The sequence below is a fragment of the Aeromonas diversa CDC 2478-85 genome (assembly GCF_000819805.1).
In the GTDB taxonomy this organism is placed as follows: Bacteria; Pseudomonadota; Gammaproteobacteria; order Enterobacterales; family Aeromonadaceae; genus Aeromonas; species Aeromonas diversa.
On record NZ_CDCE01000029.1, the window covers coordinates 384,227 to 400,720 of the forward strand.

Annotated in this window: 16 protein-coding genes; 6 read left to right on the forward strand and 10 right to left on the reverse strand. The window is 60.5% G+C overall.

The annotated features are described in order from the left end of the window. The first annotated feature begins 273 nt into the window (after positions 1 to 273). Both BN1121_RS11215 and BN1121_RS11220 read left to right on the forward strand, forming a co-directional pair. Entirely contained in the window at positions 274 to 5,166 is a 4,893-nt protein-coding gene (locus BN1121_RS11215; protein WP_052450253.1) for a PAS domain S-box protein, read from the forward strand. 16 nt (positions 5,167 to 5,182) lie between these two features. Next, entirely contained in the window at positions 5,183 to 6,121 is a 939-nt protein-coding gene (locus BN1121_RS11220) for a diguanylate cyclase domain-containing protein (protein ID WP_005347902.1), read from the forward strand. 322 nt (positions 6,122 to 6,443) lie between these two features. Here the strand turns inward: BN1121_RS11220 and BN1121_RS11225 are convergent, their stop codons facing one another. The 10 genes from BN1121_RS11225 to ascN all read right to left on the reverse strand — a co-directional run bounded on the left by BN1121_RS11225 (position 6,444) and on the right by ascN (position 14,436). After that, positions 6,444 to 6,830 (reverse strand): type III secretion system chaperone family protein, encoded by a 387-nt coding sequence (locus BN1121_RS11225; RefSeq protein ID WP_043157135.1) that lies wholly within the window; start codon positions 6,828 to 6,830, stop codon positions 6,444 to 6,446. Continuing rightward, a complete protein-coding gene (locus BN1121_RS11230) occupies positions 6,827 to 7,774 on the reverse strand; it encodes a hypothetical protein (protein ID WP_005347905.1) in 948 nt (315 codons plus the stop codon). The genes BN1121_RS11225 and BN1121_RS11230 overlap by 4 nt, the downstream gene beginning before the upstream one ends. A 113-nt stretch (positions 7,775 to 7,887) precedes the next feature. Continuing rightward, positions 7,888 to 8,946 carry a type III secretion system export apparatus subunit SctU gene (gene sctU, locus BN1121_RS11235; protein WP_005347908.1) on the reverse strand — a complete coding sequence of 353 codons (1,059 nt, stop codon included), beginning with the start codon at positions 8,944 to 8,946 and terminating at the stop codon, positions 7,888 to 7,890. Next, a complete protein-coding gene (gene sctT, locus BN1121_RS11240; protein WP_005347910.1) occupies positions 8,943 to 9,731 on the reverse strand; it encodes a type III secretion system export apparatus subunit SctT in 789 nt (262 codons plus the stop codon). Before sctT ends, sctU begins: the two co-directional genes overlap by 4 nt. After that, a complete protein-coding gene (gene ascS / locus BN1121_RS11245; RefSeq protein WP_005302482.1) occupies positions 9,728 to 9,994 on the reverse strand; it encodes a SctS family type III secretion system export apparatus subunit AscS in 267 nt (88 codons plus the stop codon). The genes sctT and ascS overlap by 4 nt, the downstream gene beginning before the upstream one ends. A gap of 2 nt (positions 9,995 to 9,996) precedes the next feature. Then, on the reverse strand, positions 9,997 to 10,650 hold the full coding sequence (ascR, locus tag BN1121_RS11250; RefSeq protein ID WP_005347912.1) for a SctR family type III secretion system export apparatus subunit AscR: 654 nt from the start codon (positions 10,648 to 10,650) through the stop codon (positions 9,997 to 9,999). Next, positions 10,647 to 11,573, reverse strand: a complete 927-nt coding sequence (gene sctQ, locus BN1121_RS11255) for a type III secretion system cytoplasmic ring protein SctQ (RefSeq protein ID WP_005347913.1) — start codon at positions 11,571 to 11,573, stop codon at positions 10,647 to 10,649. The genes ascR and sctQ overlap by 4 nt, the downstream gene beginning before the upstream one ends. After that, entirely contained in the window at positions 11,570 to 12,649 is a 1,080-nt protein-coding gene (locus BN1121_RS11260) for a type III secretion system needle length determinant (protein ID WP_005347918.1), read from the reverse strand. Before BN1121_RS11260 ends, sctQ begins: the two co-directional genes overlap by 4 nt. 6 nt (positions 12,650 to 12,655) lie before the next feature. After that, positions 12,656 to 13,117: a type III secretion system stalk subunit SctO gene (gene sctO / locus BN1121_RS11265; RefSeq protein ID WP_005347921.1), complete on the reverse strand. Its 462-nt coding sequence runs from the start codon at positions 13,115 to 13,117 to the stop codon at positions 12,656 to 12,658. Then, the gene (gene ascN / locus BN1121_RS11270; protein WP_005347922.1) at positions 13,114 to 14,436 is read right to left on the reverse strand and encodes a SctN family type III secretion system ATPase AscN; all 1,323 of its coding nucleotides are present in this window, start codon (positions 14,434 to 14,436) and stop codon (positions 13,114 to 13,116) included. The genes sctO and ascN overlap by 4 nt, the downstream gene beginning before the upstream one ends. Before the next feature lie 190 nt (positions 14,437 to 14,626). On the opposite strand from ascN, the gene sctW reads away from it, so the two are divergent. From sctW to ascX, 4 genes are read left to right on the forward strand one after another with little or no spacing between them, the layout of a single operon-like run. Beyond that, complete coding sequence (sctW, locus tag BN1121_RS11275) at positions 14,627 to 15,502, forward strand: type III secretion system gatekeeper subunit SctW (protein ID WP_005347923.1); 876 nt, start codon at positions 14,627 to 14,629, stop codon at positions 15,500 to 15,502. After that, entirely contained in the window at positions 15,483 to 15,764 is a 282-nt protein-coding gene (locus BN1121_RS11280) for a TyeA family type III secretion system gatekeeper subunit (RefSeq protein ID WP_005347924.1), read from the forward strand. Before sctW ends, BN1121_RS11280 begins: the two co-directional genes overlap by 20 nt. After that, the gene (gene acr2 / locus BN1121_RS11285; RefSeq protein WP_005347925.1) at positions 15,761 to 16,132 is read left to right on the forward strand and encodes a SycN family type III secretion system chaperone Acr2; all 372 of its coding nucleotides are present in this window, start codon (positions 15,761 to 15,763) and stop codon (positions 16,130 to 16,132) included. Before BN1121_RS11280 ends, acr2 begins: the two co-directional genes overlap by 4 nt. Then, on the forward strand, positions 16,129 to 16,494 hold the full coding sequence (gene ascX / locus BN1121_RS11290; protein WP_005347926.1) for a type III secretion system protein AscX: 366 nt from the start codon (positions 16,129 to 16,131) through the stop codon (positions 16,492 to 16,494). Before acr2 ends, ascX begins: the two co-directional genes overlap by 4 nt.

Below are 16,494 nucleotides of genomic sequence, written 5' to 3' on the forward strand. Positions count from 1 at the left end.
CGTCGGGGGGGGGATCTGCATTTTCCGGTCGTAAGCGGCCGCCTGCACCAGGGGCTTATGCCCCCCACATGGCTGCTTATCTGCGGCAGTTCCTGCGTAGTCCGATACCCCTCACCTACCGTCCGGCATGACTGGACCACCGCATATAGCCTGACCAACCATTTGGATTTCTTTGAATACGGCAGCCAGTTATCTTCTAAGCTAAGATATTGAATATATTGGGATAGGTTGTCAGGTGACGTTCATCAGGCGCTTGTTGGGCTGGGAGGCATTGTGGCTTTGTGGGCTGCGATAACTAAAAAAAACGGCGTGATGGGCCGTGGCTGGTGGTCAGGCAAGTGGTTTTTCATCACCTTTGCCGCCTGCTTGGGAGTGACCCTGCTTCTGGCTTGGCGCCAGTACGACGCTAATCGCACTGGCGTTGAAGAAGCTATCAAAGAGCATGCCCATAGACTGCGGCATGAGGTGTTAGACCGAATCACCCTCTATCAATACGGGCTGCGCGGCGCCAGAGGCGTCATCCTGACCAAGGGTGATGACAAGATCACACGCAAGGACTTTCAGCGCTACATTGCTACCCGCGACATCGACACCGAGTTCCCCGGTGCTCGTGGTTTTGGTTTCATTCGTCGTGTCAGCCAGGGCAGCGAGGCTGACTTTGTAGCCCGTGCCCGCCAGGATGGTTGGCCGCAGTTTGCTGTGCGTCAATTAACCCCTCACGATGGGGAGCGCTTTATTATCCAGTACATAGAGCCTGTGGGCCGCAATATTCAGGCCGTTGGGCTAGATATTGCCTCTGAAACCAACAGACGCGTCGCAGCCATAGCGGCTATCGATACTGGCCAGGTGCAGCTGAGTGCACCCATCACCCTGGTACAGGCCACAGGGGCACCAACCCAGTCGTTTCTCATCCTGATGGCCATCTATCAAGAGCCTGTCGTCCCAGCGACGCTGGCAGAGCGGCGCCAAAAAGCGGTGGGCTGGAGCTATGCGGCCTTGAGCATGAGTGACGTGCTGGCCAAGCTACCAATGAGGGACGAGCGTTTGTTATTAACGCTGCGAGATGTGACCGACCCCAAGGCCCCAGTACCGTTTTATACCGCCTTAACATCCCAAGCGGATCAGTGGTTATACCCGCAGCATGCTCGTACTAAGGTCTTTGGCCGTACCTGGGAGTTCACTGTCGCCGCCTCGCCAAGGTTTGTGGCGAGTCTGAACCAGCTTCAACCCAGCCTCATTCTCACCGTCGGCTCTCTGGCCAGTATGCTGGTGGCGCTGTTGGCTGTGGCTCTGGTTGCCAACTGGCGAAGCCGGCGCGCCATCGACATGGAGCGAGCCCGCACTGCCACGATAGTGGAGAACACTTCTGATGCCATCATTGGGCAAGGATTAGACGGTAATGTTACCCACTGGAACCATGCCGCCAGCGATCTGTTCGGATTCAGGGAGGGAGAGGCGCTGGGACGACCCTTGGCCAGCTTGCTGTGGCCTGAAGGGGAGCTTGATAAAGACCAGCTGATATTGTCTGAAATAACCCATGGCAATACGGTTCGCATCAATGAAGCCGTGTGTCGGCGTAAGAACGGCAGCACGGTAGAGGTATCGGTCACCGCGAGCGCCATCACGGACGAACATGGCCGGATAATCGGGGTTGCCAAGCTGATTCATGATATCAGTTACCATAAGGCCGCCGAGCGCCGGTTGCGGGATTTCAACCTCTCGCTGGAGCGGCAGGTGGCCGAGCGCACCACTGAGCTGGACAATGCCCGCAGTATTTTACGCACCGTGCTGGATGCCGTGCCTTCAATGATTGGGTATTGGGACCGAGATCTGGTCAATCGGGTGGCCAACCAGGCCTATCACCGCTGGTTTGGTCTCGACGCGGGTGAGATCCCAGGTAAACGCCTGCCTGAGCTGTTGGGGCCCCAGCAGTTTGCGAAAGACCGCTCGGCTGTTGAGCTGGCACTCGCCGGTATTCCCCAGAGTTTTGAGCGGGTCACTCCCCGGCCTGATGGCGGCGGTGATCTGCACTTCTTGGTCTATTACCTGCCAGATATGGACGCTGGAGAGGTGAAAGGTTTTTACTCCGTCGTCCATGATGTCACCGAACTGGTGGAAAATCGCCAGGCGTTGGCCGATGCCCTTCGGGAAAACGAGGCCCTGCTCAGCACCCTTAACGCGCAAATGTTGTATTCGGCTACCGATATGGCTGGCCGTATCATCGACGTCAATGACAAATTTTGTGAGCACACCGGCTACAGTCGCCAAGAGCTGATTGGCCAAAACCATAAGCTGCTTAATTCCGGTGAGCATGGGGCCAGCTTCTGGCAGCAGATGTGGCAGCGGGTGCTGGCGGGACAGGCTTGGCATGGTGAGGTGTGCAACCGAACCAAAGATGGACAGTTACATTGGTTTGATACGGTCATCGCGCCTTTTCACGACAGTGCCGGTCACATCGAGCGGCTGGTGGCGCTGCGTACCGATATAAGCGACCGTAAGGCCGCAGAGGCAGAGCGCCACCGCGTTAACCAGATGCTCAACAACGTGCTAAAGGCGGCCTCTGAATTTGCCATTATCGCCACCGATACATTGGGCCAGATCTCCATCTTTAATACCGGGGCCGAGCGAATGCTCTCCTACCAGGCTGACGAAATAATGGGTCAGTCACCTCTCATATTCTTTAACCACGAGCAAGTTCGCGACCGCACCAAGGCGCTCAGTCGCCGTTATAAGGCGAATATTGAGGGATTCGAGGCCTTGGTATATCGCTCCAAGATCGATACCGCCGAACGCAGCGATTGGGAACTGTATCGTCGGGACGGCACTCTTGTACAAGTCTCTCTGGTCGTGACACCCATCCGGGATGAGCGCCATAACATAGAAGGCTACCTGATGGTGGCCCAAGACATAGGACGGCAAAAGGAATTCGAACAGCACCTGATGACCGCCAAGCTGGCTGCCGAGCAGGCCGCCAATGCCAAGGGCCAGTTCCTGGCTAACATGAGCCATGAAATACGCACGCCCATGAACGCCGTGCTGGGCATGTTGCAGTTGGTGCAGCAAACCAATCTCACCTCCCGTCAGGGTGATTACGTTGCCAAGGCGTTTTCGGCGGCCAAATCCCTGTTGGGGGTGTTGAATGACATCCTCGATTTTTCCAAAATTGATGCGGGCAAACTGAACCTGGACCCCCACCCCTTCCGCTTCGAAGAACTGATGCGCGATCTGGCGGTCGTGCTGTCGGGCAACCTGGGCAGCAAGCCCGTTGAGCTGATGTATGACATCGACATCCGTATGCCGGCTGAAGTGGTGGGGGACGCCATGCGTCTACAGCAGGTGTTGGTCAATCTGGCCGGCAACGCCCTCAAGTTTACCGAGCAGGGCCATGTATTGGTGCGCATCTCGGAACTCATGCGCGATGATAGCGACATCAAGATTCGCGTGAGTGTCGAAGACACCGGCATCGGGATTAGCAGGGATCAACAAAGATACATCTTCGACAGCTTTACCCAAGCCGAGGCGTCCACCACTCGACGTTTTGGTGGCACCGGGCTGGGATTAGTCATCAGTAAACGGCTGCTCTCTCTCATGGAGAGTGAGTTATGTGTTGAAAGTGCCCCCGGGAGAGGCAGTCGTTTTTGGTTCGATATTCAGCTGCCCATCTCGGACCAAAAACCGATAGTCATCTGGCCAGAAAAGAGCCATCCAAAAATTCTTGTGGTGGATGACAGTGCAGTGGTGCGGGAGCTGATGGTTGACCTGGGCACTGACCTGGGCTGGCAGATGCATGCCGCCACCGGTGGTAACGATGCGTTGACGATGCTCAACAATGAATTCGAAAAAGGTCCCGAACATGCCTTCAAACTGGTTTTGCTGGACTGGCGGATGCCTGAAATGGATGGCCTTACGGTCGCTCGAGAAATAAGGCAGCGTTATACAGATAAGGCCCCGGCTGTGATCATGCTGAGCGCTGTTGGGCATCAGATGTTTCTTGAGGAACAAAAAAAAGGCGATACCCCCTTCGATTCTTTCTTGCTCAAGCCGGTGACTCCGGCGCAGTTGGCGACAGTGGTATCGGCCTGCCTCAACGGTGACACTCCTGTGTCGCAGCCCCGCATCGAACCCCCGCCGCAGCGCTTGCAGGGCATGACCCTGCTGGTCGTGGAAGATAATGCGTTGAACCGAGAGGTGGCAGAGGCGCTTCTGACCGGCGAGGGCGCCACAGTGGTGCTGGCTCAAGACGGACAGGTCGGTGCCAATTTGGTTCTGGCCGCCCGCCAACAATTTGATGCTGTGCTGATGGACATGCAGATGCCAGTCATGGATGGCCTGGAGGCCACCACCCTGATTCGTGCTGACCGGCGCTTTGACGCTCTGCCCATCATCGCCATGACCGCCAACGCCAGTGCCAGCGATCGCCAGCAATGCTTGCAGGCAGGCATGAATGACCATGTGGGCAAGCCCTTTATCCTCGATCAATTAGTCACTGTGCTGCAGACCGCAACATCTCGGCAGAGAGAGACGGGCGAGGTGGATAGCGGCCCACAGAAAGGCATCGAGTTGGTGCTGAGCCGATTTGGCGGTAAGGTGGAACTCTATAAACGCACCCTGGCGCGGTTTAAACCTGAGGGAATGGCGTTGCTTGATGATTTGCGCCAAGGCTTGGCCGATAGGGACGTGACGGGCTGTCATACTGCGCTACACAGCCTCAAGGGCTTGTCTGCAACCCTCGGCGCCGATGAATTGGCAGCCCAGGCGACAGCCTTTGAGGCCTTGTTCAAGGAGAGAGCGGCCAACCCTGGCGATATCCATCCGTTGATGAGTGAAGACGATATCGATGAGCTTCAGCGTCTGTTGCTCTGCCAGTGTGACGAGTTGGCAAGCCAGTTGGAGACCCTGAGCGCAGCAGATAGTGCCGCAACAAATAGTGCAGCAAGTGGGGAAGAGCCCGAGCTGACACCCCAAACGGTGCACCCCATCAAGGCGTTGTTGCTGGAGATCCAGGTGTTACTGGACGAGCGTAACCTCAAGGTGCTGAGCGAGCTTCCGGTCATCAAGGGGCATGCCGGGGCCAGGGGGCCACTTTATGACACCCTTGCCCAGCAGGTAGAGGCCTTGGATTTTGAATCGGCGTCGACCACAGTGCGGCAATTGTTAAGCCAGTAATATACGAGGAGCGCCCATGCCCGATATCGCCAGCATGATTGCCAACAGTTTGCCTCGTGGCCGATTGCTGGTGGTCGATGACCAACCCACCAATATCCGCCTTCTCTACGAGGCGTTTCACCAGCAGTACGACATCTTCATGGCGGCCAGCGGTGAAGAGGCACTAGAGCAGATAAAGCGTGCGCAACCGGATCTGATTCTTCTGGATGTGGTGATGCCCGGTATGGATGGCTATGAAGTGTGCCGACGCCTGAAGGCCGAGCCGATGACAGCCGAGATCCCGGTGATTTTTGTGACCGCCCAGCACAGCGAGTCCGATGAAGTGCTGGGTTTTGAAATCGGGGCCGTGGATTTCATCACCAAGCCGATCAACCCGGTTATCGTCAAAGCCAGGGTCGCCACGCATATGGCTCTTAAGCGGCAGAACGATGTGCTGCGTTCGATTGCCATGTTGGACGGCTTGACAGGGATAGCCAATCGCCGCAAGTTCGATGAGGCACTGGCTTCTCTTTGGCATCAATGTCGGCGTGATCAAGAGCCCTTGTCGTTGATCATGTTGGATGTGGATTATTTCAAACGCTATAACGATCACTATGGCCACCAGGCCGGTGACGATTGCTTGCGCGCCTTGGCAGACGCCTTTCGCCGCGCACTTCTACGCCCTCAGGATCTTCTCGCCCGTATCGGTGGTGAAGAGTTTGCCTGCCTCCTGCCCTGGACAGATGCCACGGGTGCCATGACCACAGCCGAACGCATCAAGGACGCGGTACACCAGTTGGCTCTCGAGCACCAGGCCTCGCCGGTCGGGAAGATAGTGACGGTGAGCATGGGGCTGGTCACTCAAATACCGGGTTCTGCCAACGGCAGTAGTCGCTTGATGGAGCTCGCTGACCAGGCGCTGTATCGCCAGAAAGCCAATGGTCGGGATGGTATTTGCATTGCGCAAGGTGCCTAGCCGGGCTTGCGAGGCCAATAACCCTGAGTGAGCGTTTACCCTGTGGTGACGGAGAATGAGGTTTCACTCTGTGTGTCTGGCGTCGTATGCCTGACTCTCGGTCTCTATCTGTACAGATCTGGTTATCACGTTGGCGGCGTCTTGGTGCAGGTTATCATTTTTTAGGAATAAGGCTTTGATTTAAAAAAGATTGTTGTTCTGGTTTCTGATTGCATCTCCCTTGTCATCTTCAGAGCAGCCCTCGGCAACCTGGTTGCCGGGGGCTTTTTGCTATGCGGATTTGACCATAGAACGAAGGGGGCCGTGATGCTCCCTTGCACTTTTAACCGCGAATGGCCGCCGAGGGCTGGCAGTTTGCAAAGGCCGTGAGCGGGGGGCTCTCCAGGGTCAAGGCCTCCGCCTGATGCAGCATGCGGCTTATCAGGTCCACCATGATCTCCAGATCGAGTTTGTCCAACCACTCGCGAGCCCAGAGCAGGGTCGTGTGTTCATCCGTGCGGCTAAGCTGTAGCACCGGCCAATCGGCCATATTGGCCAGCGATGTTGCCTGAACGTCCCCCAGCGCAATGAACAGGGTAACCAGTTGATCCCGCTGCCGGACATGGAGGCTGAACGCGCCGACCGGGATGTCCAGTCCATCCCTATGCAGATACTCCTGTGGCAGTGAGAGATGGCGGCAGAGGGCGGATAGCAGGGCATTGAACATCATCGGGACTCCTGACTGGTGTTATCAAATACGGACTCGGTGGGCGGCCAGAGATTGGCGATCGGGGGCCTGTCCGGTGTGCCGACCAGACGAGCACCGATGGTGGCGGCCCAAGGATCGATAACCTTGGCATTAGGGCCCCAGCTCTGGGGCTTGGAGAGTTCACTCCCTTCGGCCCGGCCGATCACCACGAAGCAGTGGGTCTGGGAGTGCCCCTGAGCGCCACGATGGGCCAGTACTTCGATCCGCTGATCGCTGTTGTGGCGCAGCAGCTCGGCCGCGGCCGAGTAGGCCAGGGTTGAACAGCAACCCGCCTTGGCTTCATCCACCGCCTTGGCGATGTTTTCCATGGTGCGCAGTGAGATGGGCTGCTTGTGACGGGTTATCTGAATGGCGGCCATGTTGGCGCTGTTATTGGCGCGCTGATTGGCGGCCAGACGTTGTGGATCCTGTCCGAAGGCATGGAGCTTGCCAATGATCTTCTGGTACGACGGGTTACTCGGCTGCACGAAGGTCTGGGCGTCGGTGCAGGCATAGCTGCCCAACTTTTCCAGGCCCGCCATGCTCCGTTGCAATAACGCCTGTGCTCCGCCGCCGACCACGCGAGTGGTCTGTTGCTGGGGTCTGGCGATGGCACCCTGCTCCGCCAGCGCCTGTTTCAACTCGGTCAGACGAGCGCCACGGGCTGCCACTTCCTTGGGGTGATGCTGCTCCCAGTGCTGGATGGCGTCTTGTACCCGCTGCGCCCTGCCTGCATCCGGGGTGGTCTGCAGTTGGCGCAGCGCATGAATGACACTCTTCAGGTCGCCGCTCTGAAAATGGCCGATGCCCCGCTGTACCGATTGCTCAAACAGTGTGTTCCCCCGAGCCAGCAGAGCATTGCCCTGGGATGATTGGGAAGAGACGGGGGCTTGCTGAACGGGTCCCCCGATGGCAGATAAGGCCATGCTGTTGTTCCTGAAATGGCTGACGAGCGCAAATCATAACGAGTCATGGATGTGCGCTATATCAATCCGCGGTCGGGGATTTGTCAGTTTTTCGTGTCAGGGCGGGCCTGCGTTTACCACTGCGGACCTTCACTCTGGCGCCACTGCTCCAGCCAGCGCAGTACCTCGGCGGTCGCCTCTATCTGATCGGCGGGAATGTAGTTATTGATCAGGGCATCACGATAGAGGGCACGGGCCAGCGGAATGCGCTGCAGCACCGGAATCCCCTCCTCCTCGGCAATCTTGCGCACCAACAGTGCCTGGGCATCGGTGAACTTGAGGGTGACCACCGGCAGCGGGGTCTCCCCCCGCTCATAGCGAATGCCGATGGCGATATGGGTCGGGTTGGCCACGATGACCGAGGAGCGCTTCACGTCGGCGCGCATGTTGCTCGATTGCAGCTCCTGGTGGAATTGGCGACGCTTGCTCTTGATCTCGGGGCTCCCCTCCATCTCCTTGTACTCCCGTTTCACCTCGTCCTTGCTCATCTTGAGCTGCTTGATGTGTTGATGATGCTCGAAGGCATAGTCGGCGATGGCGATCACCACGAAACCCATGGCGCAGACCGCCATCAGCTGGCCCAGCATGCCCCCCAGCACAGGGGCGATGCAGCTCATGCCACAGCCGGGCAGTTGCAGCATGGCCTGCAGGTTACCCTCTATGGTGACCCACACCAGCAGGCTCAAGAGGCTCACCTTGAGCAGCGATTTGACGAATTCCATCAGGCTCTTGATGGAGAAGATCTTCTTGGCCCCCTCAACCGGATTGATCTTCTTGATATCGGGCTTGATCGACTCGCCGCTCAGCAGAAAGCCGTACTGGGCGATGTGGGAGACGAGCACCACCAGCGCCGAAACCGCCAGAATGGGGATGCAGAGGTAGGCTAGCTCCTGCAACAGATTCTCGACCACGTGGTTGAGGGCTTGGGCAAAGGGGAGATTGAGGTGGGACTCCGGGATCAGCATCAGCTTGCCCAGATGCTCGAGGTAGTAATCGGACATCGCCATCAGCATGCCGACCAGGCTCAGGATGATGGTGGTGGAGACCACCTCCTTGCTCTTGACCACCTGCCCCTTGTTGCGGGCATCGCGCAATTTCTTGGCGGTGGGCTGTTCGGTCTTCTCGCCGCTCATCGTGGCTCCAGTATGGGGGCAAGCAGCCGCAGGGGATCCATCACCGCCAGCACCTGCCTATAGGCGTGATCCATCATCAGCTTGATGTAGATGACCAGCAGCAGGCTGGCGACGGCGCTTTTGATCGGCATCGCCAGTACGAAGACGTTGAGGGAGGGGGCGAAGCGGCTGATGAGGGCCAGCCCGAATTCGGCCAGAAACATGGCGATCAGGAGCGGCGCCGCCAGCAGGGCGCAGAGCAGCAGCATCTGGCTGAACTGGCTGTAGAAGAAGTTCACCCAGAGATCGCCGATGGCGGGAACGAAGCGGGTGACAGGCCAGCTGGCATAGCTCTGGAACAGGGCCGAGAGCAGGGCGAGAAAGGCACCTCCGGAGAAGAAGAGGGTGATCAGGGTCTGGGTCAGCAGCAGGCCGGTGGGGCTGGTCTGGCTGGCGAGGCTCGGGTTGAAGAGCGAGGCCATGGCCGCACCGCGCTGGTTGTCTACCAGAAAGCCGCTTGCCTCAACGGCCCAGAAGGGGATGGCGGCGACAAAACCGATCAGCAGGCCGAGCAGTACCTCCTTGGCCACCAGCAGGGCCAGATCGAGGGCATCGATGGCGGGGGGCAGGGTGTCGGCCACCATGGGATAGGCGAATAGCGCCAGCGAGCAGACCACGCCGTTGCGGATCATCGCCCCCCCCAGCATCTGCTTGCTGAGCACAGGCAGCATGACGAAGCAGCTGATAAAGCGCGGCAGCAGCAGGGTGTAGGCCAGCATCTGGCCCTGCAGACTCTCGAAGGTCATTGGATCTGCGGTACCTTGAGCAGCACCATGTCGGCAAAGCTGTAGAGCTCGTTGCCAAGCCAGGCGGTGGTGGCAAACAGGGTGATCACCACGGCGACGAGCTTGGCGACAAAGCCCAGCGTCTGCTCCTGGATCTGGGTCAGCGCCTGCAACAGCGAGACGAGGGTGCCCACCAGTGCGGCCACCAGAACGGGGGGCATCGAGAGGATCAGCACCAGCCAGAGGGTCTGGCTGGTGAAGTGAAGAATATCGGCGTGGCTCATGACTAGCCTCCGTAACTGGTAACCAGCCCATGGGTGAGGCGGGCCCAGCCATCGAGCAGCACAAACAGCAGCAGCTTGAAGGGGAGCGAGATGGTCATGGGGGAGACCATCATCATCCCCATCGCCAGCAGAATGTTGGAGATGATGAGGTCGATGGCGATAAAGGGCAGATAAATCAAAAACCCGATCTCGAAGGCACGGCTCAGTTCGCTCACGGTAAAGGCGGGTAGCAGGATCAGCAGGCTGTCTGGCTCCAGTCGGTCGGCGTATTCGCTGGGCCAGAGCTGCTTGGTGCTGTCGATGAAGAAGGCGTGCTCCCGCGGCTTGATCTGCTTTTTCAGAAAAGCTCGGTAGGGGGCCATCCCCTCGTCGAGAAACTTCTCCACCGATTCTGACTTGCTGAGCGATACCTCGTTCTGGCGCAGGTAATCCTGGGTGGCAAACCCGACCGGTGCCATCACATAGATGCTGAGGATGATGGCCAGCCCGTACATCGCCATGTTGGGGGGGATCTGCTGCACCCCGAGGGCGTTGCGCAGCAGCGAGAAGACCACCGCCAGCTTGACGAAGGAGGTGGCCATCACGGCGATAAAGGGGAGCAGGGCCAGCAGGGCCAAGCCGACGATGAGATTGAGCTCGTCCGGCAACTGGATCATGACGGCGACTCGCTCTTGAGGCGCTCGACCCGTACCCCGAGCCGTCCCTGGATTTCGACCAGTCGACCGCTGCCGAGCAGGTGACCATTGCTGATGATACGCACCTCGCCATCGATGGGGGCGCCGAGATCGACAAGGGAGCCCGGTTGCAGTGTGGTGAGGGTGTGCCAATCCAGCGTCTGGCGGCCCACTTCGAAGGTGACCTGAACGGGCAGGCCCTCCAGCTGGCTGGCGTCGAGGGCGTCATCGGGGGCGGCGTTGTGCATGGCAGTCAGTTCCAGATGTTGTGGATGGGGTTGGCAGTAGGCAAAGGGGCGTCCCTCGACGCAGACCAGTAGTTGCTGGCCGAGCAGAGGGTGGGGCGGCGGCAGCAGCACATCGCCACAGGCCAGCGTCTCGAGATCGGCGATGGCGACGCGCATCGCCCCCCATTGCAAGGAGAGGGTGAGCGGCAGCGGCAACCGCTGTTGGATAGGCCGGGGAGGCAGTTTGCCAAGCAGTGGGCCGGGCTCGGCGAGCCAGAGGGCAAGGGTCGCTCCCTCGCGCTTGAGCAGGAGTTGCAGCGCGGGCTCGTCGGTTTCTTCACCGATAGCATGGGCGGCCAGCGCCGAGCAGGTGAGGCCGCCAAGGGGCTGCCCCAGCCGCTCGATCAGTGCCAGCTGCAGGGACTCGGGCAGGCTCAGCAGGGCCGCCTGCTGCAGCTCCGGTGCCAGCCAGCGGGCCAGCTCGGCGCCATGGCACAGAAGTGGCACAGAGAGCCCCTGCCACTGCAGTTGCAAGCGGCAGTCGAGGCTGGCCGGCAGCGGCGCGATGGTGAGTCGGAGCTCGCCGCCACTCCAGTCGTAGTGGTGGCGGCACTGGCTGAGCCGCTGCTGCAGGGTCAGCTCAGTCTGCGGGGCAAGGGTAAAGGCAATCGATGTCATGCGTCGGCATCCCACTCGTCATAGATGGATCGTTTCTGGCGCGATCCCTGTTCGCTGTCGCCTCGGGTGAAGAGATCGAAGGCGACCCGCTCGCCGGGGTAGAGCCGCTGCAGGCGATCGATGAGTTCACTGCGCCCCTGATTGAGCAGCAGCTGTCCCTGCTCGCTGGCGAGGATCTCCACCTGCAGCGCCCCCTGATGGTGCTCGATGCGGATGGCGAGATCGCCGAGCGCAGGCAGGGTGAGCTGCAGCAGGGGAGGGCGATCCGGGCGACCCACTTCCAGCTGAATGTCTACCGCAAGCCGGCTCAGCAGCTGACCCAGCTCGTGGTAATCGGAACTGGGGGCAACCCGAGCCAGCAGCAGATCCCCCGGTGTCACTGTGAGGGGGGGCACCCGGATGACCGAGCCGACAAAGCTTCCCCCCTCAGGCGGTACTTCCTCGTCGCCGATGGGCGCACTCTCGAGCGGCTCCTCTTTTGGTGGTGTCGGCTCAACGCATCGCAGGGATGCAAACTCGCCGCGCTCCGGCAGTGTGTCGCTCTCTGTCGGGGGCTGGCTTTCTACTTGCAGAGCCGGTGCGTGCACATAGTGTTGTTCCTGCGCGCCGGGTTCGGCCGCAACAGGGGACGTGGCATCGCTTGCGATATCGCGCGGCAACCTCGTCTCCTGAGCGTCCTCGTCCCCTTGTTGTGCAACCGGCGCCGTGTTGCCTTCCCCTGTTGATGGTGACGCAGCGGGCAGTGGTTGGGCTTCTTGCCGATCGCTTCCCTCTGGCAGGTCGGAGGGATCCTTGGGCCGTGGGGCCTGGCGAGCTTGCCGCTTCTGCGCGAGTCTTCTCTCTTCGGCGGCACCCTGGCGGCTGGCAAGGTCGTCATCCGGTGTCGACCTGCGGCTCTCGTCCGGCTTGCCGAGCCGCTCCTGTGGGCCACTTGCCTTCTGCTGTGTGGACCCGAGGCGCAGGGCCTGCTCGAAGCGCTGCTGCTGCGCCTGATCGGCCTTGATGAGCTCCTGTCGCAGACTCAGCGGCTCGGAGGCGGCCATGGTGTCTGCACTGGGGGTGATGAGTCGGTTCATCTCTGGTCACATCCTGATCTGCTGGCGGAACTCTTCCTGTTCCTGCTCTTCGTTGTAGTCGCGCAGGGCTTGCCGGGCGGCCTGCTCCTGTCGGTGTAATTCGGCAAACTTCTCTAGCTGCTGGCGAGCGCGGTGCACCGCCAGTTGGCACGCCTGCAAGCGGGTGCGCTCCTCGGCCACCCGTTCGCCTTGCTCGGCCGCCATCTGCTCGAGGTGCGCCTCTTTCTCTCGCAGCAGGGCGACCTTCTGTTGCCACGCCTTGAGCCCCTTGCGATCGAGCTGCTCTTGCTGACAGAGGGCAAACAGGCGGTCCTCCTCGGCAAGGCGCCACTGGCGGTAGTCCAGGCTCTCCTGTTCGGCTTCCCGCTGACGGGCGTGGGCCTGTTGCAGCCGGGCCTGCTGGGCCGCGAGCTGCTGCTCGGCTCGTTCCAGCCGCAAGTGCTTGATTTTTTGCAGACGCCCGATCATCGGGTCAGTGCATCCAGGGTGGCGAGCGCGTCTGGCAGGGCGCTCGGCTCATGGGTTCCTTGTCTCAGCCACTGCCGGATCGCCTCGATACGGGCGATCGCCTCGTCGGCCACCTTGTCCTGCCCCTTCTGGTATTCGCCGATCTGCAACAGCAGCTCCACTTCTTCGTACTTGGCCAGCCAGCTGCGCAGGCGACCGGCCTGTGCCTGATGGTCTGGCGTTATGATCTGGTTCATCACCCGGCTGGCGGAGCGCAGCACGTCGATGGCCGGGTAGTGGTTGGCCGCCGCCAGCTTGCGCGAGAGGATGATGTGACCATCGAGGATGGAGCGGGTCTCATCGGCCACCGGCTCTGTCATGTCATCCCCCTCCACCAGCACGGTGTAGAGGGCGGTGATGGAGCCCTTGTCCGACTGACCGGCCCGCTCCATCAGGCGGGGCAGGGCGGCAAAGACGGACGGTGGGTAGCCGCGCCGGGTCGGCGGCTCGCCGGCGGCCAGACCAATCTCGCGCTGGGCGCGGGCGAAGCGGGTGACGGAGTCCATCAACAGCAGCACCCGCTTGCCCTGATCCCGAAAGTACTCGGCGATGGAGGTGGCGACAAAGCCGGCCTTGGCCCGCTCCATGGCGGGGCGATCCGAGGTGGCCACTACCAGCACCGCTTTCTTGAGACCCTCTTCCCCCAGATCCGCCTCGATAAATTCCCGCACCTCCCGGCCCCGCTCACCGATCAGCGCCAGCACGGTGACATCCACCTCGGCGCTGCGGATAAGCGATGCCAGCAGGGTGCTCTTGCCACCACCGGCGGCGGCGAAGATCCCCATCCGCTGCCCCTCGCCGCAGGTGAGCAGGCCGTCGATGGCGCGAATGCCCAGCGAAATCGGTTGTTCTATCCGCTTGCGACTCATGGGGGCAGGGGCATCCCGATAGACCGGATACCAGGCGGCGGGCTCCGGTAGCTGGCCGCCCGAGAAGGGGTTGCCAAGGCCATCCAGTACCTGGCCCAGCAGGTGTTCGCCGACCCCGACCTGATGCATGGCACCGGTCGGGCTCACCTCGGTATTGGAAGAGATGCCGAACATCTCGCCCAGCGGGGTGAGCAGCGCCTGATGCTGGGCAAAACCGATCACCTCGGCCTGCAGGGAGAGGGTGTTGTCGGGGTTGCGCAGATGGCAGAGCTCGCCGATGCGCACTCCGGGCACCACGGCTTTAAGCAGGGTCCCGGTCACCTGGGTGACCCGGCCACGGATCTGGATCAGACGGCACTCGTCAATGGCATGACGCAATTGGCCGGAGATGTGGTCGAGGGAAAGGTTCATGGGGAGCCGCACCAGCAAAAACGGCGGCCACTATAGAGGATCACGGCCAGATCTGGATTTCAGCGCGAGCCGGGACTTTTTAGAAAACGGTTGGGGCAGGCCTAAAAATTCGCGGCTGATTTTGGCATAGGCGGTGAGAGGCGATTTTTATAATGCCATCCTCGTCAATCCATTCACCACGGGAGTTTCCATGGCCACTATCCAGAGCAACCCCTACCTCACGGCTACCCAGTCCGAAGGACGCCGGGAGGAAGTCTCCCGGCCACTTCCCCAGTCGGGAGGGCTGTTTCAGGGCGAGCGGGTCGTGCTGGCTTCTGCGTCTCAATCCTTGGCCGATGCCGCGGAAGAGCTGACCTTTGTCTTCTCCGAACGTTCCGAGCACTCGCTCGCCAAGCGCAAGTTGAGTGATAGCCATGCCCGTATCAGCGAGATCGAGGCACTGGTTGGCGACTATCTGGACAAGGTGCCCGAGCTCGAGCGCCAGCAGAAGATCAAGGAGATGGTCAGCCATCTCGGCAGCGGCAGGCTGGCTAATCTCTCTCAGCTGCTGGCCTATCTGGAAAGCTATTCCGGCGAGGTCAGTGAACAGTTTGAGGCGCTCTGTCAGGCCCGCAAGGCGCTGGCCGGGCGGCCCGAGATGCAGGGAACCCTCAATCTTGTCGAGCAGGCGCTGGCCAAGCTGGCCGACGAGCAAGGTGCCGCTATCGTGCTGGGGGCCCGCATCACAGGGCCGGCGGCCGAGGCGGCCCGACAAGGGGTCGGCAGTGAGCAGGACTTGCGGGATCTCTACCGCGATGCGGTACAGGACTATCGCTCCCTCTCTACCGCCTGGCGCGATATTCACGGTCGCTTTGGCAATGGCGCGCTGGAGAAGGTAACCGGCTTCATGATGAAGGCCCTCAGCGCCGATCTGGACTCCCAGCAGCGCTGGCTCGATCCGGTCAAGCTGGAGCGGGTGATGAGCGACATGCACAAGCTGCGGCAGCTCAATACCCTGTCGGCCCAGGTAGATGAGCTGTGGCAACGGGTGAAGGGGGGAGAGGCCCATGGCATACGGGCCTTCTGATCTGATGGGCGACCTGATTGCGCTGGTAGAGAAACGCTGGGCAAGCGTCCGCGATGTGGAGCTGATCGGGGTGGCACTCGAGCTGGATGAGGTCCACAAACAGGTGCAGCTCTATCAGGAGTTAAAGCGACTGATCCGTCTGTTGCCGGTGGCGCTCTTCAGTGAGGAAGAGCAGCGCCAGAACCTGTTGCAGTGCTGTCAGGGGGCGCTCGATAACGCCATCGAGCGGGAAGAGGATGAGCTGTCTGGAGACCCGTCATGAACTGGATTGAACCCCAGCTGGTGCAATTTTGCCAGGATCTGGGCATTACCATAGGGGACAAGCCCCACACCCTGATCCAGCTGGAGCTGGAGCAGAGTGGCACCTTGCAGCTGGAACGTCATCAGGGGCAACTGACCCTCTGGTTGGCCCGCCGGGTGCCATGGCACCAGAGTGGCGACGCCATTCGCCGCGCCATGAGCCTCACCGCCGCGGCTCAGGCTCCCGTCCTGCCGGTCCGTTGCGGCTGGTTGGAAGAGGATCAGCTGATCCTGTTTGTCACACTGGATGAGCGAAACGTCACCCTTCCTCTTCTGCACCAGGCGCTGCGCACCCTGACCCAGCTACAGCGTGAGGCCCTGGCGTCATGAGTCGTATTACTGCGGCCCACATCGGTATCGAGCAACTGAGTGCCATCCGGCTCGATGAGCAGGATCAGAGCCTGCCGGGGCGTTATGCCCTGTTGCCGGATGGCCAATCCATCGAACCCCATATCACCAGGCTTTATCCCGAGCGTCTGGCCGAGCGGGCGCTGCTGGAGTTCGCGGCGCCAGAGCGTGGCTTTCACGATCTGCGGCGGCCGCGGGATTTCAGTATGGCGATGCAGGGGTTGCGAGCCGTGCTAATGGAGGGGCAAACGGCCGAGCTAAAGGCGGCCGGATTACTGCTCGAGCGGATGCACGAGGATGAACAACTGATGCAGATGACCCTCCATCTGCTGCACAAGGTATGA

Coding starts and splice junctions, on each gene's coding strand:
- BN1121_RS11220 (WP_005347902.1), top strand. CDS start 5,183: ATGCCCGATATCGCCAGCATGATTGCCAACAGTTTGCCTCGTGGCCGA.
- BN1121_RS11225 (WP_043157135.1), bottom strand. CDS start 6,830: ATGATGTTCAATGCCCTGCTATCCGCCCTCTGCCGCCATCTCTCACTG.
- BN1121_RS11230 (WP_005347905.1), bottom strand. CDS start 7,774: ATGGCCTTATCTGCCATCGGGGGACCCGTTCAGCAAGCCCCCGTCTCT.
- sctU (WP_005347908.1), bottom strand. CDS start 8,946: ATGAGCGGCGAGAAGACCGAACAGCCCACCGCCAAGAAATTGCGCGAT.
- sctT (WP_005347910.1), bottom strand. CDS start 9,731: ATGACCTTCGAGAGTCTGCAGGGCCAGATGCTGGCCTACACCCTGCTG.
- ascS (WP_005302482.1), bottom strand. CDS start 9,994: ATGAGCCACGCCGATATTCTTCACTTCACCAGCCAGACCCTCTGGCTG.
- ascR (WP_005347912.1), bottom strand. CDS start 10,650: ATGATCCAGTTGCCGGACGAGCTCAATCTCATCGTCGGCTTGGCCCTG.
- sctQ (WP_005347913.1), bottom strand. CDS start 11,573: ATGACATCGATTGCCTTTACCCTTGCCCCGCAGACTGAGCTGACCCTG.
- BN1121_RS11260 (WP_005347918.1), bottom strand. CDS start 12,649: ATGAACCGACTCATCACCCCCAGTGCAGACACCATGGCCGCCTCCGAG.
- sctO (WP_005347921.1), bottom strand. CDS start 13,117: ATGATCGGGCGTCTGCAAAAAATCAAGCACTTGCGGCTGGAACGAGCC.
- ascN (WP_005347922.1), bottom strand. CDS start 14,436: ATGAACCTTTCCCTCGACCACATCTCCGGCCAATTGCGTCATGCCATT.
- sctW (WP_005347923.1), top strand. CDS start 14,627: ATGGCCACTATCCAGAGCAACCCCTACCTCACGGCTACCCAGTCCGAA.
- BN1121_RS11280 (WP_005347924.1), top strand. CDS start 15,483: ATGGCATACGGGCCTTCTGATCTGATGGGCGACCTGATTGCGCTGGTA.
- acr2 (WP_005347925.1), top strand. CDS start 15,761: ATGAACTGGATTGAACCCCAGCTGGTGCAATTTTGCCAGGATCTGGGC.
- ascX (WP_005347926.1), top strand. CDS start 16,129: ATGAGTCGTATTACTGCGGCCCACATCGGTATCGAGCAACTGAGTGCC.